Here is a 15,735-nt window from a genome sequence, read left to right on the forward strand (position 1 = left end):
CCCCGCCCGCCCCCCGCCGAGCAGCAGCACCTCCCAGTTGTCGCCGTGGTGCGCGGAGACCTTCTCGATCGCCGCGTACTGGGCGTCGAACCCGCCGAACGGCACTGTCACATTGGCTGGCCCGTGGGATGATCTCCGAGTTGATCATGGTGGAGGAGGGTCTCTGTGGGGGACGCATCGCCGTTGTACCAGGGGCACCGGTACCCAGTCGAGATCATCTCCCACTGCGTGTGGCTGTACCACCGCTTCCCGCTGTCGTTCCGCGAGATCGAGGAGCTGATGCTCGAGCGCGGCGTCCTCGTCTCCCACGAGACAGTCCGACGCTGGTGCGCGAAGTTCGGGCAGGCCTACGCCCACGGCCTGCGCCGTCGGCGGCCCCGGCCCGGCGATAAGTGGCACCTGGACGAGGTCTTCATCAAGATCGGCGGAGAGCAGAAGTACCTGTGGCGGGCCGTCGACGCCGACGGCAACGTGCTCGACATCCTCGTGCAGAACCGGCGGGACAAGGCCGCGGCCCGCCGCTTCTTCCGCAGGCTGCTCAAGACGACCTGCTCGATGCCACGGGTAATCGTCACCGACCAGCTGCGCTCCTACCGGGCGGCCCACCGCGAGGTCATGCCCTTGGTCGAGCACCGCTCCCACAAGGGCCTCAACAACCGGGCGGAGAACAGCCACCAGCCGACGAGGCAGCGCGAACGCGCCATGAAGGGCTTCCGCTCCGTCGGCAGGGCGCAGCGGTTCCTGGCCGCGTTCAGCGGCATCTCCCCCCACTTCCGGCCCCACCGCCACCGGATGACCGCCGCCCACTACCGCGCCGAGATGACCGTCCGCTTCGCGATCTGGGATCAGGTCACCGGCGTCGCCGGCCTGTCTGCCGCAGCGTGACCCAGGCCCCCGCCCGCCCCCTACACGCCCTGACGCGCCCTCAATCGATCAACACCCCGCCAACGTGACAACGCCAGAAGATCATCCCACCCGGTCAGCCAATGTGACAGTGCCGCTCTCCATGATGGACATCATCCTTCCGGGGGCTCAGCCCCCTGATCTCGGATGCCCGTCAAAGCGGATCAAGCCCAGATCGGGAGTTACACCGAAACGTTTGGCTCTGTCTCGCATGCGGTGGTGACAGAGCGTCATCGCTGATGTGTTTGGTCCGAGCTCCGAGGAGAGCAGTCGCAGACGCGCCGTCGAGCGGGACGGGCACGGTGTCGGCGGTCGCGTCACCCGTGCTGGTCTGGGAGCGTTACTGCCAGCCACGGCAGCTACTTACCGTTACCACCGCATGTGAGACAGGGCCGAACGTTTTACACTCCCGCCCGGCCCGGCAGCGACGGACGGGGCCGCACGGACCCTCGCCAGGGTCGCTGCCGCTTGGGCGGGTTCAGGTCAGGCGGGGTGCGATCTTCTTGACCTTGTTCGTCCGGACGTTGATGAGGGTCGGGCGATCCCGGTCGGCGACTCCTTCGCCGAGCAGCTTGGTGACCTGGTCGGTGTCGGTGGCTTCGTGAGCGTCGACGCCGTAACTCGTGGCGGTGGACACAATGTTCAGCTGGGGCAAGTCCAGTCCGGGGACAGCGGCGGCGTTTTCGATGTCAGCGAACTGCTTGAGGACACCGTATTCGTCGTTGGAGGAAACGACGATCGTCAGCGGGATCTTGTAATGGGCCGCGGTCCACAAGGACGTGATCGCATAGTGCATCGACCCGTCGCCCATGAGGGCGATCACCGGGCGGTCCGGGGCGCCGAGTTGGGCGCCGACAGCGGCGGGTAGCCCGAATCCGAGGCCCCCGCCGACAGCGGACATGTGGGAGAGGGCAGCACCGGGCCGTACGTATGACGTGATCGGGACCTCGTTGGAACCGGCTTCGGTGATGAACAGGGCGTCCGCCGGAGCGGCGTGGCCGACAGCCGTCCACAGGTCGGCGGCCGACATCGGGGCTTTGGCCCACTCCGGACGCGGTACGTCGGGCCGAGCCTGGGGGGCGGGGCGTGACGATTCGGGGATCTCGTCCAGCAGAGCCTCCACCGCGGCCCGGACGTCGGCCACGTAGGCGTCCCCGACGGGTGCACGGGCGGCTTCGTCGGGGTCGCTCGTAATGTGGATGAGGGATGTGCCCTCGGGTAGATACGGTCCTGGGATGTAGGGGTAGTAGCGGAAGACCGGGCCGCCCAGCACAACGACGAGGTCGTGGCCCTTCAGCTCTTCCGAGATCCAGCCGGCGCCGGGCGGGAGCAGGCCTTGGTACAGGGAGTGGTTCTCCGGGAACCCGGACAGGCCCGGGAGTGGTGAGGTCCACACGGCGGCCTTTGCGCGCTCGGCCAGCTTGACGACCGGCTCCCAGGCTCCGGCGTGCTCCAGGTCGCCATGGACGACGAAGGCGGGCGACTTGGCGGCGGAGAGCCGGCCGGCGATCTTCTTCGCCAGGTCCTTATGGAACCCTCCGGCGTGTGTGACCTTGCGGTTCCTGACCACCTCGATTTCCGAGGCTTGGGCGTCGTTGAGTTCGAAAGCCATGTCGTCCATCGGCAGGGAGACGAAGACCGGTCCGGTGGGCGGGGACATCGCGATGTGGATGGCATGGGTGAGGACCGCGGGAACCTCGCTGGCGATGGCCGGCTCGGCGGACCATTTGACGAACGGACGCGGGACCAGCGTGGCGTCCTCGTTGGTCAGAAGAGTCTTTTGATTCTGCATGGTACGACGCTGGTTGCCCGCCATGACGATGAGCGGCGTCTTGTTCAGGTGGGCGTTGTACAGGGCGCCCATGGCATTGCCGAGGCCAGGCGCGGTGTGCACCAGGAGTAGCGCGGGACGCCCAGTGACCTGCGAGAAGCCATCGGCCATGCCGGTCGGCACCATTTCCTGCAGACCCAGGAAATAACGGAAGTCGCTGGGGAAGTCCTCCAGCAGGGTGAGTTCGGAGGATCCGGGATTGCCGAACCATGTGTTCAGCCCATGGTGCCTAAGCAGATCGATGGTGGCTTGACGGACAGTCGGCATAGCATGTCCCTTCGTCGCGCACTTGCGTCGTCATTCCGATGACCGGCCGGCGATACTCGGAGTTCCGTATCCGGCCAGCGGTCCGAGTGCAGAGCTGCTAGTCGTCATTGAGGCCGACCGCCAGACATCGGTCGCGAATTTAGCAGCGCGAGAGATAGATCCGGCGTACCACTTGCGTGTTATCCGGTATTCGAGTGATCAAGAAGCACCGACGTGGCGACTCGCCTGGTCCCGAGCGATCCCAGCTGCCTCCAGGCATAAACGTCCACGTCCGACTGAAGTTTCCCCAAGGCCGGGTAGTTAGCCTCGATTCTTCAGTGGTCGTGAGTGCATGGGCGGGCCGTCGGTTCGCCCTGTTTGTTCCGCGTGATCGCGGGTGGGGCCTTCGCGTGTCGCTGCGGCTGCGCCGGGGTTCCACTGCACCCGGAGGTCGTGCGGGTCTGTTCCTTTCCATGTCTCGTCGGGTTGGTGGTCTGGTCGTCAGGTGACGGCGGGCAGGGCGGTCAGCCGGCGCCAGCAGGTGGTGAACGCGGTCGCCCAGGGCCAGGTCCGCTCGATCCGCAGCCATCGGCGGCGGGCGTGGTCGGCGAGGCGTGCGGGCAGGTGGTAGAGGCGGAAGCGCATGGTGTCCGGCTCAGCGCCAGCCAGGTCAGCGATGTCGTGCAGGGCCAGCAGCCGCACCCACGCGTCGAGATCGGCGGCGAGGTTCGCAGCGAGCATCCAGCCGCGGTTCACCTCCCACGATTGCGAGGGCAGGTTGTCTAGCCCCATGGCCTTGTTGGTGCGCACCCGGTCTTCCACCCCGGCGTGGGAGCGGTGCAGCACGTCCAGGAACTGGGCGTGGCCCGAGCCGGCGATGCCCCACATGTGGCGGATGTTGGTCGCGGTGATGCAGTAGCGCCAGCCGGTCTTCTTCTCGAACGCGGTCAGCTTCTTCAGGTGCCGCCGGGTCGGACGCACCCGGCGCACGATCAGCCGCATGCCTTCGGGCCAGCCCTCACGGGTGTTCAAGCCGGTCAACTCGGCGACGAAGTAGCCTTCCTGGAGGCTGCCGTCCTGGTGCACGGAAGTCTCCCAGGCCATCTCGGGCAGCCGGGCGATGGCTTTCTCGTCGTCTTCAGTGATCTTCCAGCCGACGGTGTAACGGACGGTGCGCCGCGTGGTGTTCAACGCTTCGAGGTGTTCGAGCAGCCCATGCGTGGCCCCGGCCCCGTCCACCCGGACCAGGATCTTCGCGGCCGACGATCCGGGGATCTACGCGAGCGCGTCGGTGAGCACGGCGACGTGGTCGGCCACTGTGTTCGCTCCGGCGTTGCCCGGCCGCAGCAGCATGGCCAGGGACTCCGTGGTGTTCGCGCACCACGCGGCCAGCGGATGAAACCCGAACGTCTTCTTGAAGGTGACCGCTGCCCCGGCCTTCTTCGAGGCGGAGGTGATGACCGTCGCATCGAGGTCGATGACGATCCAGCCGCGCAGCCGCTTGCCCGCCACCGTCAGCCAGGGGAAGCCGCCCGGCGGCGTTGTCACGTTGGCTGACCGGCCTGGGATGATCTTGGAGTTGATCGTGCCGGGGAGGGGTTCGCTCGTGTCGTCCGTGTCGCCGTCGTACCAGGGCCACCGGTACCCGGTGGAGATCATCGCGCACTGCGTGCGGCTGTACCACCGCTTCCCGCTCAGCTTCCGCGAGGTCAAGGAACTGATGCTCGAGCGCGGCGTCCTCGTCTCCCACGAGACGATCCGCCGCTGGTGCGCCAAGTTCGGGCAGGCCTACGCCAACGCGCTGCGCCGACGCCGGCCCCGGCCCGGTGATAAGTGGCACCTGGACGAGGTCTTCGTGAAGATCAACGGAGAGCTGAAGTACCTGTGGCGGGCCGTCGACGCCGACGGCAACGTGCTCGACATCCTCGTGCAGAACCGGCGGGACACCGCTGCGGCCCAGCGCTTCTTCCGCAGGCTGCTCAAGAAGACGCGCACGGTGCCCCGGGTGATCGTCACCGACAAACTGCGCTCCTACCGGGCGGCCCACCGCGAGGTCATGCCCTCCGTCGAACACCGCAGTTCGAAGTACCTCAACAACCGGGCGGAGAACAGCCACCAGCCCACCCGGCAGCGGGAACGCGCCATGAAGGGCTTCCGCTCGGCCGGCGGGGCACAGCGATTCCTGTCCGCGTTCAGCGGCATCTCACCCCACTTCCGGCCCCACCGCCACCTGATGGCAGCACCCGACTACCGAGCCGAGATGACCCTCCGCTTCGCCATCTGGGACCAGATCACCGGCGCCGGCCGGCCCACCACGGCCTGAACACATGCCCGGGCCGCGGGCCCACCACGCCCCAACGCACCATCAGACAGTCCCGCACCCAACAACGTGACAACGCCCGGCAGCGGCAGGTCCAGCAACCCGATTGCCTGCCGATGGGCGCCACGACGGCACAGGGCCACCATTCCACTGCCGGGACGTAGGTCGAGGTCCTCGACCACAACGTCGACGCCCAGAACCTGGGTGGTGAAAGGCAGCACCAGATGATCGGTGAGGACGGCGTGGAAGCCGGCCAGTTCTTCGTCTTCACCGTATGCGTCGATGACTGCCTCCGCGATCATCGCGTCGAGCCGGTGGTCCGACTTCCTGGCCATGGGCCACTCCTTTTGCCTGTGCCCCTGGAACTCGTGAGACAGTGAGACATCTGGGCCGGTCAGTTCTTCGCGGGGGTGCCGCAGCACTTCTTGTACTTGCGGCCCGAGTCGCACCAGCACGGCCCGTTGCGCGCGGGCGGCCACAGCAGCGTCTGGTCTGGGTGCGCCGCGGCGCGCCACTCGCCGTAGCTCTGCCGGGTCTTCTGGTCGGCCGGGTCGCGGTAGGTGCGCTGGGCGTACGCCTGGAAGTCGGCCAGGGTGCCGGTGACCATGCGCACGTGGGCGGCGCCGGCCTCGCCGTAGCCGCGGGCCTCCCGCTGGATCCGCGCGGCATACGCGTCGTAGTCGCCGCCGTAGTGCGCGGTCGACTCCGGCCAGCGCGCCCGCACCGCAGCGAAGTCCTCCCGCGCCCAGCGCAGCACGATGGAGTCGAACGCATCCCCGTCCTCCGGCACATCCAGCCCCCGACGGCCGGGCAGGTCGCCCCACCGCTCCCGCACCAGCTCGCTGAGCGCCGCGAGGGAAGCGTCGGCCTCAGCCTCGGCGGCCAGATCGTCCTCATCCAGCTCGATGTCCAGCTCGTCGTGTAGGAAGCTGCGGCTGAGCGCCAGTCCACGCCGGTACTCGGCCGCCTCCGGTGACGCACCGGAGGCGGCCGCGCGGTCCAGACCTGCCTCGCACCACTTAAGGGCCGACTCGCTCTCGCCGGCCTCGGTCAGCACCTCGACCATGTCATCGAAGATCCGCAGATTCGTGAATTCCGCAGGCTGGGCGTCGAGTTCGGCCCGCAGCGCGCGCTGTGCCTCCTCGGCTTCCTGCCCGCGGCGCAGCGCGTACAGCTGGTCGACGATGCCGACCTGGGCGTCCCTGCCGAACTCGCCCCCGAACTCCACCGCGCGGCGAAAGAGCGCGAGGGCCTCCTCGTGCCGGCCGCCGCGCGCCGTGAACCAACCCGCATCTACCAGGGCACGCGGCTCCTCCGGGGCACCGGGGTGTTCCCTGGCCCACCGCGCGCACTCGGCCGCCGACGGCTCACGCCCCAGATCGTCAAGAAAAGCCGCATACGGGGTGATCACGGTACCGGACACCGGCGAGTCGCTCATGTGCAAACCCTACCGATGCCGGTGGCCGCTCGTTATCCCATACCGGACCTCATGCCGCACCGTTTCGCCGACCGTCGACGCCCACGCCCGGCGAGATCGTCGAGCCCGCGATGCCCCGCACAGTCGGGACTGCCGCAGGTCGGCGCGGACCAAGAGAGGAACAGGCCGAAGATGTCGGCGGCGGAGATTACCCCGGCTTCGGCCCGGGGGTACCCGAGGGTGGTTAGCAGCGAGGTCAGCCCGCCGGCGAGGCTGTGCACGGTGACGTAGGCGACCGTCCCCATGGCCAGCAGGATGAGCGCGCGGCACCGTTAGGTGCGGTGGCGGAACAGATAGGTGTAGGCCCCCAGCGCCCGCCGTCCCGCTCGGGGACGGACGGCGGCGGGATCGCTGCCGGTAGCGTTCAGGGCGGCGGCTGGCCGCCTGATAGCCGGCCCGCCCAGGAGAGCAGCTGGCCTGCACAGGGTGCTGTAATAAACCATGTCGTACACTAGGGGGTGTGAAGACTTCCAGGCCCGGTAGTACGGAGAACATCTCCGTGTCCATGCCCTCCGACCTCGTCGGTGCGCTGCGCTCCCGCACCGGTAAGCGCGGGGTATCCGCCTACATCACCGAGGCCGTCCGTCATCAGCTGGCCATGGACGGGCTCGCCGAGATCGTTGCCGCCCACGAGGCTGAACACGGCCCCCTCACCGAACAGGAGGTCCAGGCCGCGCACCGCGAGCTGTTCGGTGACGGACAGGAGCCGGGCGCGGCCGGGCAGAGTGCCGCGTGAAGGAACCGCCCGCCCGTTCCATCGTCCTGGACTCGCAGGCTCTGTCGCTGCTGCTGGATAACGACCGACGGATGGTGGTCAGGATCGAGGCCGCACGCCGGGAGGGCGTTACCGTGCGGGTCTCTGTCCTGACCATCGTGGAAGCTGTCTACGGCAAGACGGACACCGCGCGACTGAACTGGGTGCTCTCCCGACTCAAGGTCGAGGAAGTCAACCAAGCCGACTCCATGACGGCGGTGCGGCTGCTGCAAGACGCCGGCGGCCTCCACGGCCACAAATACGCCATCGATGCCCTCGTCGCCGCGATGGCCCTCCGTTCACCGGCCCCCGTGCTCGTCCTGACCTCCGACCGCGACGACTGGTCAAAGCTATGCGGCGACCGCGTGGCGATCAGAGACCTCTGACGGGCAGTCGGGGCGGTGCCGGGAGTCCCGCGGTCTCGCGGCCCGTACCTCGCCGTTCACATGGAGGTTGGACGGCGGCATCATCATCTGTCGTGCTGCTCCGCCTGGCTTACCTCGCCGCGACCAACACCCTGGCGCTCCTGCGCCTGCTGCCGATGAGCGACCGAGAGAAGGACATCGAAATCCTGGCCCTGCGGCACCAACTGCTGGTCCTGCAACGCCAAGTCGGCAAGCCCACCTTCACAGACACCGACCGCGCCATCCTCGCCGGCCTGCTCCACTGCCTCCCGAGGGAGAAGCTGCGCCGGTTCCTGCTGTTGGTACGCCCTGACACGATCATGCGGTGGCACCGCAACCTGCTCAAGCAACGACATGCCGCCACCTGCGTGCCGAAGCGGCGCGGACGCCCACCCACCGTCCGGTCGATCCGAGCCCTGGTCCTGCGCCTGGCCCGCGAGAACAGCTCGTGGGGGTACCGCCGGATCCACGGCGAGCTCGCGGCACTGGGCATCAAGGTCGCCGCCTCCACGGTCTGGGAGATCCTCAAGGAGCACGGCATCCCGCCCGCGCCCGAACGGCAGAGCACGACCTGGGCCGACTTCCTGCGCAGCCAGGCCGCCGCGCTGTTGGCGTGCGATCTGTTCGAGGCCCGCACGCTCACCGGGGCTCGCCTGTATGTCTTCGCGGTCATCGAACACGCCACCAGGCGGATCAGGATCCTGGGCGTCACCGCTCACCCCACCGCGGACTGGATGGTGCAGCTCGGACGCAATCTCGTCATGGACCTGGAGGACGCGGGCAGCAGGGCCAGATTCCTGATCCGCGACCGCGACTCGAGGTTCACGCAGGCCTTCGACGCCGTGCTGACCGACGCCGGCCTGGAGGTCGTCACCAGCGGCATCCGGATGCCGCGGATGAACTCGATCGTAGAGCGCTGGATACAGACCTGCCGCCGCGAACTGCTGGACCGCACCCTCATATGGGACCAGCGCCATCTACTCCACGCGCTGCGCGAGTTCGAGTCCTTCTACAACGAGCCTCGCCCGCACCGGACACTGGGGCAAGCGGCTCCGCTCCGTCCGCTACCCGAACCGATCACCGAACCAGGACAGATCGCGCACCTGAAGGTTCACCGACGAGATCGACTCGGCGGAATCCTTCACGAGTACCAACATGCCGCCTGAGCAGGGCGGATGATTAATCGGTACCCACAGGGTCGGCGCCATCAGCGCCACCGTCGCGGCCGCCGCCTGCCTCGCCGTGCCCCAGGCCCCCTCCTACACCGGCTACGTCGCCCTCGTGGCCCTCTTCATGGCCGCCGACGGAGGACTCACCGTCGTCCTGCGCACCCTCCGCTCCCAGGTCATCCCACCCGCCGCCTTCGGCACGACCCTCTCTCTGACCATCCTGCTCCTGCTGCTGCCCTTCCCCGTCGCGGGCCTCCTGCTCGCCCTCACCCCACCGCCCTACCTGAACGGCCTCATCGGGGCGTGCGCCCTGCTGCAGGCGCTCATCCTGTTCGTCACCTTCCTCCGCCTGCGCAACGACCCCGCCCTCCGCCCCACCACACCCCCGGCCCACCGCAAGACCTGACCACACGCCCGTAAGAAGCAGTGGTGGATTCAACTGGTCGCCGGGCGTTGTCACGTTGTTGGATTTGTGGGCGTCTGGCGTGTGTCGGGGCGTGGGGGCTTGCGGTTCTGGTCCGTGTTCAGGCCGTTGCGGCCACGCTGACGACTCCGGTGACGTGGTCCCAGAGGGCGAGGCGGAGGGTCATTTCGGCTCGGTGGCCGGGGGCGGTGAGCAGGTGGCGGTGGGGGCGGAAGTGCGGTGAGATGCCGCTGAACGCGGACAGGAAACGCTGGGCTCCGCCGACGCTGCGGAAGCCCTTCATCGCGCGTTCGCGCTGCCTCGTCGGCTGGTGGCTGTTCTCCGCCCGGTTGTTGAGGCCCTTGTGGGAACGGTGCTCGACCAAGGGCATGACCTCGCGGTGGGCCGCCCGGTAGGAGCGCAGCTGGTCGGTGACGATTACCCGTGGCATCGAGCAGGTCGTCTTGAGCAGCCTGCGGAAGAAACGCCTGGCCGCGGCCTTGTCCCGGCGGCTCTGCATGAGGATGTCGAGCACGTTGCCGTCCTGGTCGACGGCCCGCCACCGGTACTTCCGCTCTCCGTTGATCTTGAGGAAGACCTCGTCCAAGTGCCATGTGTCCCCGGGCCGAGGTCGGCGGCGGCGCAGGCCGTGGGCGTAGGCCTGCCCGAACTTCGCGCACCAGCGTCGGACTGTCTCATAGGAGACGAGCACGCCGCGCTCGAGCATCAGCTCCTCGATCTCGCGGAACGACAGCGGGAAGCGGTGGTACAGCCACACGCAGTGCGCGATGATCTCGACCGGGTACCGGTGCCCCTGGTACGACAGCGACGCGCTCCCCACGGACGACTCCTCCCAGCATGACCAACTCGAAGATCGTCCCACCCGGTCGGTCAACGTGACAGCGCCCCACGACACCAACCACCTGGAACTGACCCGGGACTGGTTCGGCCGCCCGCTGTGGGAGATGGAGCCGGCCGACGCCGACGTGTACTTCGGCAAGGTGCTCCGTGACGCCAAACCGTCGGCCCGGACCGGCCGGGCGGGCGCGCTGGCGGTGTTCTTCCAGTTCCTTGAACTGCGGCACAAGGTCGAGCTGCACAACCTCACCGGCCGCGTGGTCGAGTGCCCGCGGGTGAATCAGGCCGGTGGCCGGGGTTTCCGTGGCGTCAGAGCCAGCTGGTTCAGCGGGAGAGCACCGTCCAGGACGTCCGACTGATCCGTGATCACAGGGAGCCGCGCGACCAGGTCGGCGTCCAGCAGGCACGTCTGGGCGAGGACCGATGCCTGGTCCCAGTAGATGTGCTCGCTGTCGATGGCTCCGTCGCGGAACCCCACGACGGCGATGACGGGCACGCTGACAGCTCTCCCGGTCGGGTCCACGCCGGGCAGGACCCACGGGACCTCGATGTCGTGGGTGAAGGACACGACCATCTCGTCGACGATCCGGTCGCCCCCGACGGTGCGGGACACGGACCTCAGCGCAAAGTCCGCCGGGTTGCGCCCGATGAACCAGCGCTCGTAGAAGTCCGCGACACTCTGGCGGCCCACGCCGCCCATCGCGGTCGGCACATGGACCACTGTGGGACTGTCGGTCATCGTGCTCATCGTGGCCTGCAGGTCCAGCTGCACGAACTCGCCGTCCGTGTGCGCCACCCACACGCGCTCCATCGCAGCACGATCAGACATGGGCGTCTTCCTCACCGAAGCACCGGTCGTCCCCGCCCCGATGCTCAGTGTCGGGGCAGAGGGTCCGGTACGCATCTCGAAGGTCGTCCGGCACACCCCCGGCGGGCGTCAAGATCATCCCATGGCCCTTTAGGGCATACCCGTACTACTCTGCCGATCAGCAGCAACGAACCCACCGCACTTTTGAGCACACCTACAGAAGACACCGTGGGTTCCCGATGAAGGCCCCTCAGTCACGCTGAACCCACGGCGGACGTACCGGTAAGAACGCTGTCACCAACCGCAAGCGAGGGGCGTCGCGGCCCAGTGGTTCAACATGCGCCGCTGGTTCTGTCGCGCGTCAGACTTTGTGGCAGGGCTCGTTTCTTGCGGGTCCTGCTGATCTCGAAGGAGTCTGATCGTTCATGGTGAGGCCACCGGCGTTGCCGCCGGAGGAGAAGGTCCGGATCGTGCTGTCGATCCTGGCCGGTGAGATGACCGTCGCGGAGGCTGCGCGGCGGGCGAAGGTGTCCGAGCAGTCGGTCGGGAACTGGAAGCGCCAGTTCCCGGAGTCCGGCCGGGCCGGTCTGGCGGCGGGGAAGTCCGGCCCGAGCAGCCGGGAACAGCAGCTCGAAGCGCAGGTGGCCGATCTGACGCAGGCGCTGGGTGAGGCCGCGGTCGAGCTGCGGGTATGGAAGAAGTCCGCGGAGGGCCGGCTGGGCCCTTCGAGGACCTCGAGGTGATCCGCGCCGACGCGGGCATGCCGACCGCGAGGTTCTGCCGGCTGATCGGCGTGCCCGAGCGGACCTGGCGCCGCCACCAGGCGCGTGCCCGTCCGGGCGTGCGGGCCCGGCGGCCGTGGCCGCGTCCGGCCCGGAAACAGGTCCGCGACGCCGCCCGTCGGCACGCGCTCGCGCACCCGGCCTGGGGCCACCGCAAGGTGTGGGCGATGTGCCGCCACGACGGCCACCGGGTCTCGCAGGCCGGCGTGCTGCGGCTGCTGCGGGACGAGGGCCTGCTGCTGGAGGCGAACCACCCGCGCGAACGCCGGCAGCTCGCCCAGCGACGCAAGGCCGCCTTCGCGACCGGGCCGACCGGCCCGAACCAGGTCTGGCAGCTCGACTTCTGCGAGTTCGAGACCACCGGTGGCGGCACGTGGCGGCCGGCCGGCTGCCGGGACTACTGGTCGAAGTACGAGCTGGGCTGGCACGTGGCGCCCACCGCGAACCAGCACGACGCGATCGCCGCGATCGAAATCGCCTTGAAGGAGGCGGAGTTGATGGCCGGGAGACCGCTGTCCGACCTCGCCCCGCGCGACGCCGAGGGGCAGGTGCAGCCGCTGGTCACGGTCGTGACCGACAACGGCGGCCCGTTCCGCTCGTTCCGCTTCGAGGCGTTCATCGCCACCCGCCCCGAGCTGCGGCACGTGCGCACCCGTGTGCGCACGCCGGGCCAGAACGGCTCACGCGAACGTGGCTTCGGATCGCTGAAATACGAGAAGCTTTTCCTGAAGGAGATACCCGACGCCCTTGAGCTGGTCCGGCACGCCGAGGACTATCGGCGCGAGTACAACACCGTCCGGCCACACGAGGCGCTGGCCTGGAACCGGCCCTATGACGTCCACACCGGCGCCGCCGACCCGCTCGTCCCCAACTTTCCAGATCCCGAAAACCTGCCAGTTACTTGACGCGGGACACTCTCACGTCCAGGACAGTGGCCCCACGCCCCTAAACCGCCACCCACCAGCATCAACACACCCAGACCCCACTGTCACTCACCCCACTGTCCCGAAACCGAGAGATCGCAACCGGAGAAAAAGGACGAGGAGACCCTCTTGTCCACTCCCGCTCCTTCAGGGATGACAGTGCCCTGAAATTGCTCTAATCAGGTGAAAACGATCTTTCAAGCACCCAAGACGTCCTTTCCTGCGGGTCGTGAGACGTGGATGTACCGGTCGGCCCAGGCGCTGATGATGTGGGCGGCTCGCTGCGCCTGCCCTCGTGCGGTCAGGAGGTGGTCTGCCCCTTCGAGCGAGACGAAGCTTCGCGGGTGCCGCGCCTTGCGGAAGATCTCCCCGGCGTTGGCGATATCGACGGTGTCGTCGGTGGGCGAGTGCATCACGAGCAGCGGCCGGTCCAACTCACGGACCTGATCGTGCAGACGGGCACGGCGGACGTCCTCGACGAAGGCGCGCTTGAGGACCAGGGTCCGCCCGCCGACGAACCACTCGTGCTGCCCCTCGCTGAGCACGCAGTCCACGACCGCGTCGTACTGGTGCTCCACGTGGCTGGGGTCGGCGGGCGCCCCGATCGTGGCGACCGCGCGGACGCCGGTCGCCTCGGCCGCCGCGGCGATGGCGGCGGCGCCTCCCCACGAGTGCCCCACCAGCAGATCCGCCGGAGTCCCGCGCTCTGCCATCAGGTTTGCCGCGCGGACGCTGTCCTGGACCTTGACGGTGAAGGAACCGTCCCCCCAGTCGCCGTCGGAGTCTCCGATCCCGAGGTTGTCGTAGCGCAGCATTCCGATCCCCTCGCGGGCCAGTTGCCTGCTGACGCGCGAGGCGGCCGGCGAGTTCTTGCCGAGTGTGAATCCGTGGACGAAGATTCCCCAGCCCCGGATCTCGCCGTCTGGCAGGTCAATTACTCCGGCCAGTTCGGGGCCGACGATGCTCTTGAATCTCACTTCTTCAGTCATGTTGTGATCACCTGGGCATGGGCTGTTCGGGGGGTAGGGGAGGTGAGGGCGACACCGGCTGTTGCCACGCGCGGGCTCCGCGCAGGAGAGCGGTGAGCGCGGTGCTTGTCGCTGTCGGTGTGTCAGGCGGTCGGCTTTTGGACGGAGGTCGGCTTGATGGCGAGTAGCGCAGTGATCTCCTCGGCGAGGTGCGGGCCGAGCTTGCCCCAGCCGTCCTTGTAGCCGTAGACGCCGGCCAGGGTGCGGGCCTCGTAGTCGCCGTTCATGATCTCGATGTCGTCGGCGGTGATGAGTGCCGGGTGGGCGACGCCGATGGCCGACGAGACCTTCATCAGCTCCTTGCGCAGGGTGCGCAGGTAGGCAGCGGTCCGGGTGGCCTTCGAGGTCGGGTCGAGGCCGCGGGCCAGCCACGGGTTCTGGGTGGCGACGCCGGTGGGGCACCTGTCGGTGTGGCACTTCTGCGCCTGGATGCAGCCGATCGACAGCATCGCCTCACGACCCACGTTGATCATGTCGGCGCCCAGGGCGAAGGCGACCGCGGCGTTCTCGGGCAGGCCGAGCTTGCCGGAGCCGATGAAGGTCAGGTCGTCGGTCAGCCCCAGCTCGGCGAAGGTGCCGTAGACCCGGGAGAAGCCCATCCGGAACGGCAGCGACACCGAGTCGGTGAAGATCCGCGGCGCCGCCCCGGTGCCGCCCTCGCCGCCGTCGATGGTCACGAAGTCGACACCACGGTCACCACGCGCCATCAGCGCGGCCAGCTCCTGCCAGAAGCCCAGCTCGCCCACCGCGCTCTTGACCCCGACCGGCAGCCCCGTCTCGGTGGCGAGCAGCTCGACGAAGTCGAGCATGGAGTCGACGTCGCTGAACGCGGTGTGCCGCGACGGGGAGGCGCAGTCCTTGCCGACGGGGATGCCGCGGATCTCGGCGATCTCCGGGGTCACCTTCGCGCCCGGCAGCATTCCGCCCAGCCCTGGCTTGGCGCCCTGGGAGAGCTTGATCTCTATCGCCTTGACCGGGGCGCTCGCGACCACGTCCTTGAGCTTGTCGAGATTGAAGCTGCCGTCCTCGTTGCGGCAGCCGAAGTACGAGGTGCCGATCTGCAGCACCAAGTCGCCGCCGTTGCGGTGGTACGGCGACAGGCCGCCCTCGCCGGTGTTGTGCATCGTGCCCGCCAGCGCCGCTCCCTTGTTGAGCGCCGTGATGGCCGCGCCGGAGAGCGAGCCGAAGCTCATCGCCGAGATGTTCACCACGCTCGCCGGCCGGAACGCCTTGGCGCGCCCGCGCGGCCCGCCCAGCACCTTGGCTGAGGGCAGTGGGTCCTGCGCGTCGGGCAGCGTGTCGGCGAACGTGCGCTGCTTCAGGTAGGTGTGCCCCTGGACGTGCTCGACGTCGACCTCGGTGCCGAACCCGAAGTAGTTGTTCTCCTCCTTCGCCGACGCGTAGATCCAGGTGCGCTGGGCACGGCTGAATGGGCGCTCCGCCTCGTTGGAGGTCACGATGTACTGCCGCAGCTCCGGCCCGATCGTCTCCAGCAGGTACCGGGCGTGCCCGATCACCGGGAAGTTCCGGAGCAGTGCGTGCCGCTTCTGGACAAGGTCGCGGGCCGTCACCAGCGCCACTGCTGTTGCGGCGACGGCGCCGATCCTCCGGGCTTGCATGAACGTTCCTCCTCGAGGCACGGCTCCATCGCCACGCGGTGGAGCCCGCTTGTGTCACATCGGGCGCCAGACGGCGCACACAGTCAAGGGCGCGCCAGCGCGATCGAAGAAAGGCGAAGGCGGGCGGGTGTTGTCCGCCGACCGGCGCGGATCGGTCGGATCCGTGACGGCCCGTCGGCCGCACCCGGTGGTGCGGCCTCCGGGCCGGGC

At 68.4% G+C, this 15,735-nt stretch carries 15 protein-coding genes and 2 pseudogenes; 9 read left to right on the forward strand and 8 right to left on the reverse strand.

The features are described from left to right. Nucleotides 1-165: 165 nt before the first annotated feature. Nucleotides 166-885 (forward strand): IS6 family transposase, encoded by a 720-nt coding sequence (locus AB0I73_RS37150; RefSeq protein WP_363044834.1) that lies wholly within the window; start codon nt 166-168, stop codon nt 883-885. Nucleotides 886-1,381: 496 nt separating this feature from the next. On the opposite strand, the gene mdlC is transcribed toward AB0I73_RS37150, so the two are convergent. Beyond that, nucleotides 1,382-3,001, reverse strand: a complete 1,620-nt coding sequence (gene mdlC, locus AB0I73_RS37155; protein ID WP_363044835.1) for a benzoylformate decarboxylase — start codon at nt 2,999-3,001, stop codon at nt 1,382-1,384. Nucleotides 3,002-3,481: 480 nt separating this feature from the next. Beyond that, nucleotides 3,482-4,639, reverse strand: a pseudogene (locus AB0I73_RS37160) (IS1380 family transposase). Between AB0I73_RS37160 and AB0I73_RS37165 the strand changes: the two are divergent. Further along, nucleotides 4,548-5,303, forward strand: coding sequence for an IS6 family transposase (locus tag AB0I73_RS37165; protein WP_363044836.1), 756 nt, complete (start codon nt 4,548-4,550; stop codon nt 5,301-5,303). The pseudogene AB0I73_RS37160 and the gene AB0I73_RS37165 sit on opposite strands and share 92 nt — an antisense overlap. Here the strand turns inward: AB0I73_RS37165 and AB0I73_RS37170 are convergent. Together AB0I73_RS37170 and AB0I73_RS37175 are read right to left on the reverse strand one after the other, a co-directional pair. Further along, nucleotides 5,228-5,635: a hypothetical protein gene (locus AB0I73_RS37170; protein WP_363044837.1), complete on the reverse strand. Its 408-nt coding sequence runs from the start codon at nt 5,633-5,635 to the stop codon at nt 5,228-5,230. The genes AB0I73_RS37165 and AB0I73_RS37170 overlap by 76 nt on opposite strands. 59 nt (nt 5,636-5,694) lie before the next feature. Then, entirely contained in the window at nt 5,695-6,738 is a 1,044-nt protein-coding gene (locus AB0I73_RS37175) for an SEC-C domain-containing protein (protein WP_363044838.1), read from the reverse strand. A gap of 499 nt (nt 6,739-7,237) precedes the next feature. Here AB0I73_RS37175 and AB0I73_RS37180 point away from each other — a divergent pair, with 499 nt between their 5' ends. From AB0I73_RS37180 to AB0I73_RS37195, 4 genes and pseudogenes are all read left to right on the forward strand, one after another. Further along, nucleotides 7,238-7,513 (forward strand): hypothetical protein, encoded by a 276-nt coding sequence (locus AB0I73_RS37180; protein WP_109376692.1) that lies wholly within the window; start codon nt 7,238-7,240, stop codon nt 7,511-7,513. Continuing rightward, complete coding sequence (locus tag AB0I73_RS37185; protein ID WP_363044839.1) at nt 7,510-7,917, forward strand: PIN domain-containing protein; 408 nt, start codon at nt 7,510-7,512, stop codon at nt 7,915-7,917. The genes AB0I73_RS37180 and AB0I73_RS37185 overlap by 4 nt, the downstream gene beginning before the upstream one ends. Nucleotides 7,918-8,009: 92 nt before the next feature. After that, on the forward strand, nt 8,010-9,101 hold the full coding sequence (locus tag AB0I73_RS37190) for an integrase core domain-containing protein (RefSeq protein ID WP_363044840.1): 1,092 nt from the start codon (nt 8,010-8,012) through the stop codon (nt 9,099-9,101). Between the two features lie 31 nt (nt 9,102-9,132). Next, a pseudogene (locus tag AB0I73_RS37195) lies at nt 9,133-9,510 on the forward strand (MFS transporter); the annotation flags it as partial. A gap of 118 nt (nt 9,511-9,628) precedes the next feature. Here AB0I73_RS37195 and AB0I73_RS37200 read toward each other — a convergent pair. Then, nucleotides 9,629-10,348, reverse strand: a complete 720-nt coding sequence (locus tag AB0I73_RS37200; protein ID WP_363044841.1) for an IS6 family transposase — start codon at nt 10,346-10,348, stop codon at nt 9,629-9,631. A gap of 55 nt (nt 10,349-10,403) precedes the next feature. Between AB0I73_RS37200 and AB0I73_RS37205 the strand changes: the two genes are divergently transcribed. After that, entirely contained in the window at nt 10,404-10,724 is a 321-nt protein-coding gene (locus tag AB0I73_RS37205) for a hypothetical protein (RefSeq protein ID WP_363044842.1), read from the forward strand. Here AB0I73_RS37205 and AB0I73_RS37210 read toward each other — a convergent pair. Continuing rightward, a complete protein-coding gene (locus tag AB0I73_RS37210) occupies nt 10,646-11,194 on the reverse strand; it encodes a nuclear transport factor 2 family protein (RefSeq protein ID WP_363044843.1) in 549 nt (182 codons plus the stop codon). The two genes, AB0I73_RS37205 and AB0I73_RS37210, sit on opposite strands and share 79 nt — an antisense overlap. Before the next feature lie 404 nt (nt 11,195-11,598). On the opposite strand from AB0I73_RS37210, the gene AB0I73_RS37215 reads away from it, so the two are divergent. Further along, entirely contained in the window at nt 11,599-11,916 is a 318-nt protein-coding gene (locus AB0I73_RS37215; protein WP_363044844.1) for a helix-turn-helix domain-containing protein, read from the forward strand. Beyond that, a complete protein-coding gene (locus AB0I73_RS37220; RefSeq protein ID WP_363044845.1) occupies nt 11,913-12,860 on the forward strand; it encodes an integrase core domain-containing protein in 948 nt (315 codons plus the stop codon). Before AB0I73_RS37215 ends, AB0I73_RS37220 begins: the two co-directional genes overlap by 4 nt. A 215-nt stretch (nt 12,861-13,075) precedes the next feature. Here the strand turns inward: AB0I73_RS37220 and AB0I73_RS37225 are convergent, their stop codons facing one another. Continuing rightward, on the reverse strand, nt 13,076-13,867 hold the full coding sequence (locus AB0I73_RS37225) for an alpha/beta fold hydrolase (RefSeq protein ID WP_363044846.1): 792 nt from the start codon (nt 13,865-13,867) through the stop codon (nt 13,076-13,078). Nucleotides 13,868-13,989: 122 nt separating this feature from the next. Then, nucleotides 13,990-15,525, reverse strand: coding sequence for an FMN-binding glutamate synthase family protein (locus AB0I73_RS37230; protein ID WP_363044847.1), 1,536 nt, complete (start codon nt 15,523-15,525; stop codon nt 13,990-13,992). Nucleotides 15,526-15,735: the final 210 nt, after the last annotated feature.

Origin of the sequence: Streptomyces sp. NPDC050388, from assembly GCF_040655635.1 — a bacterium.
Lineage (GTDB): Bacteria > Actinomycetota > Actinomycetes > Streptomycetales > Streptomycetaceae > Streptomyces.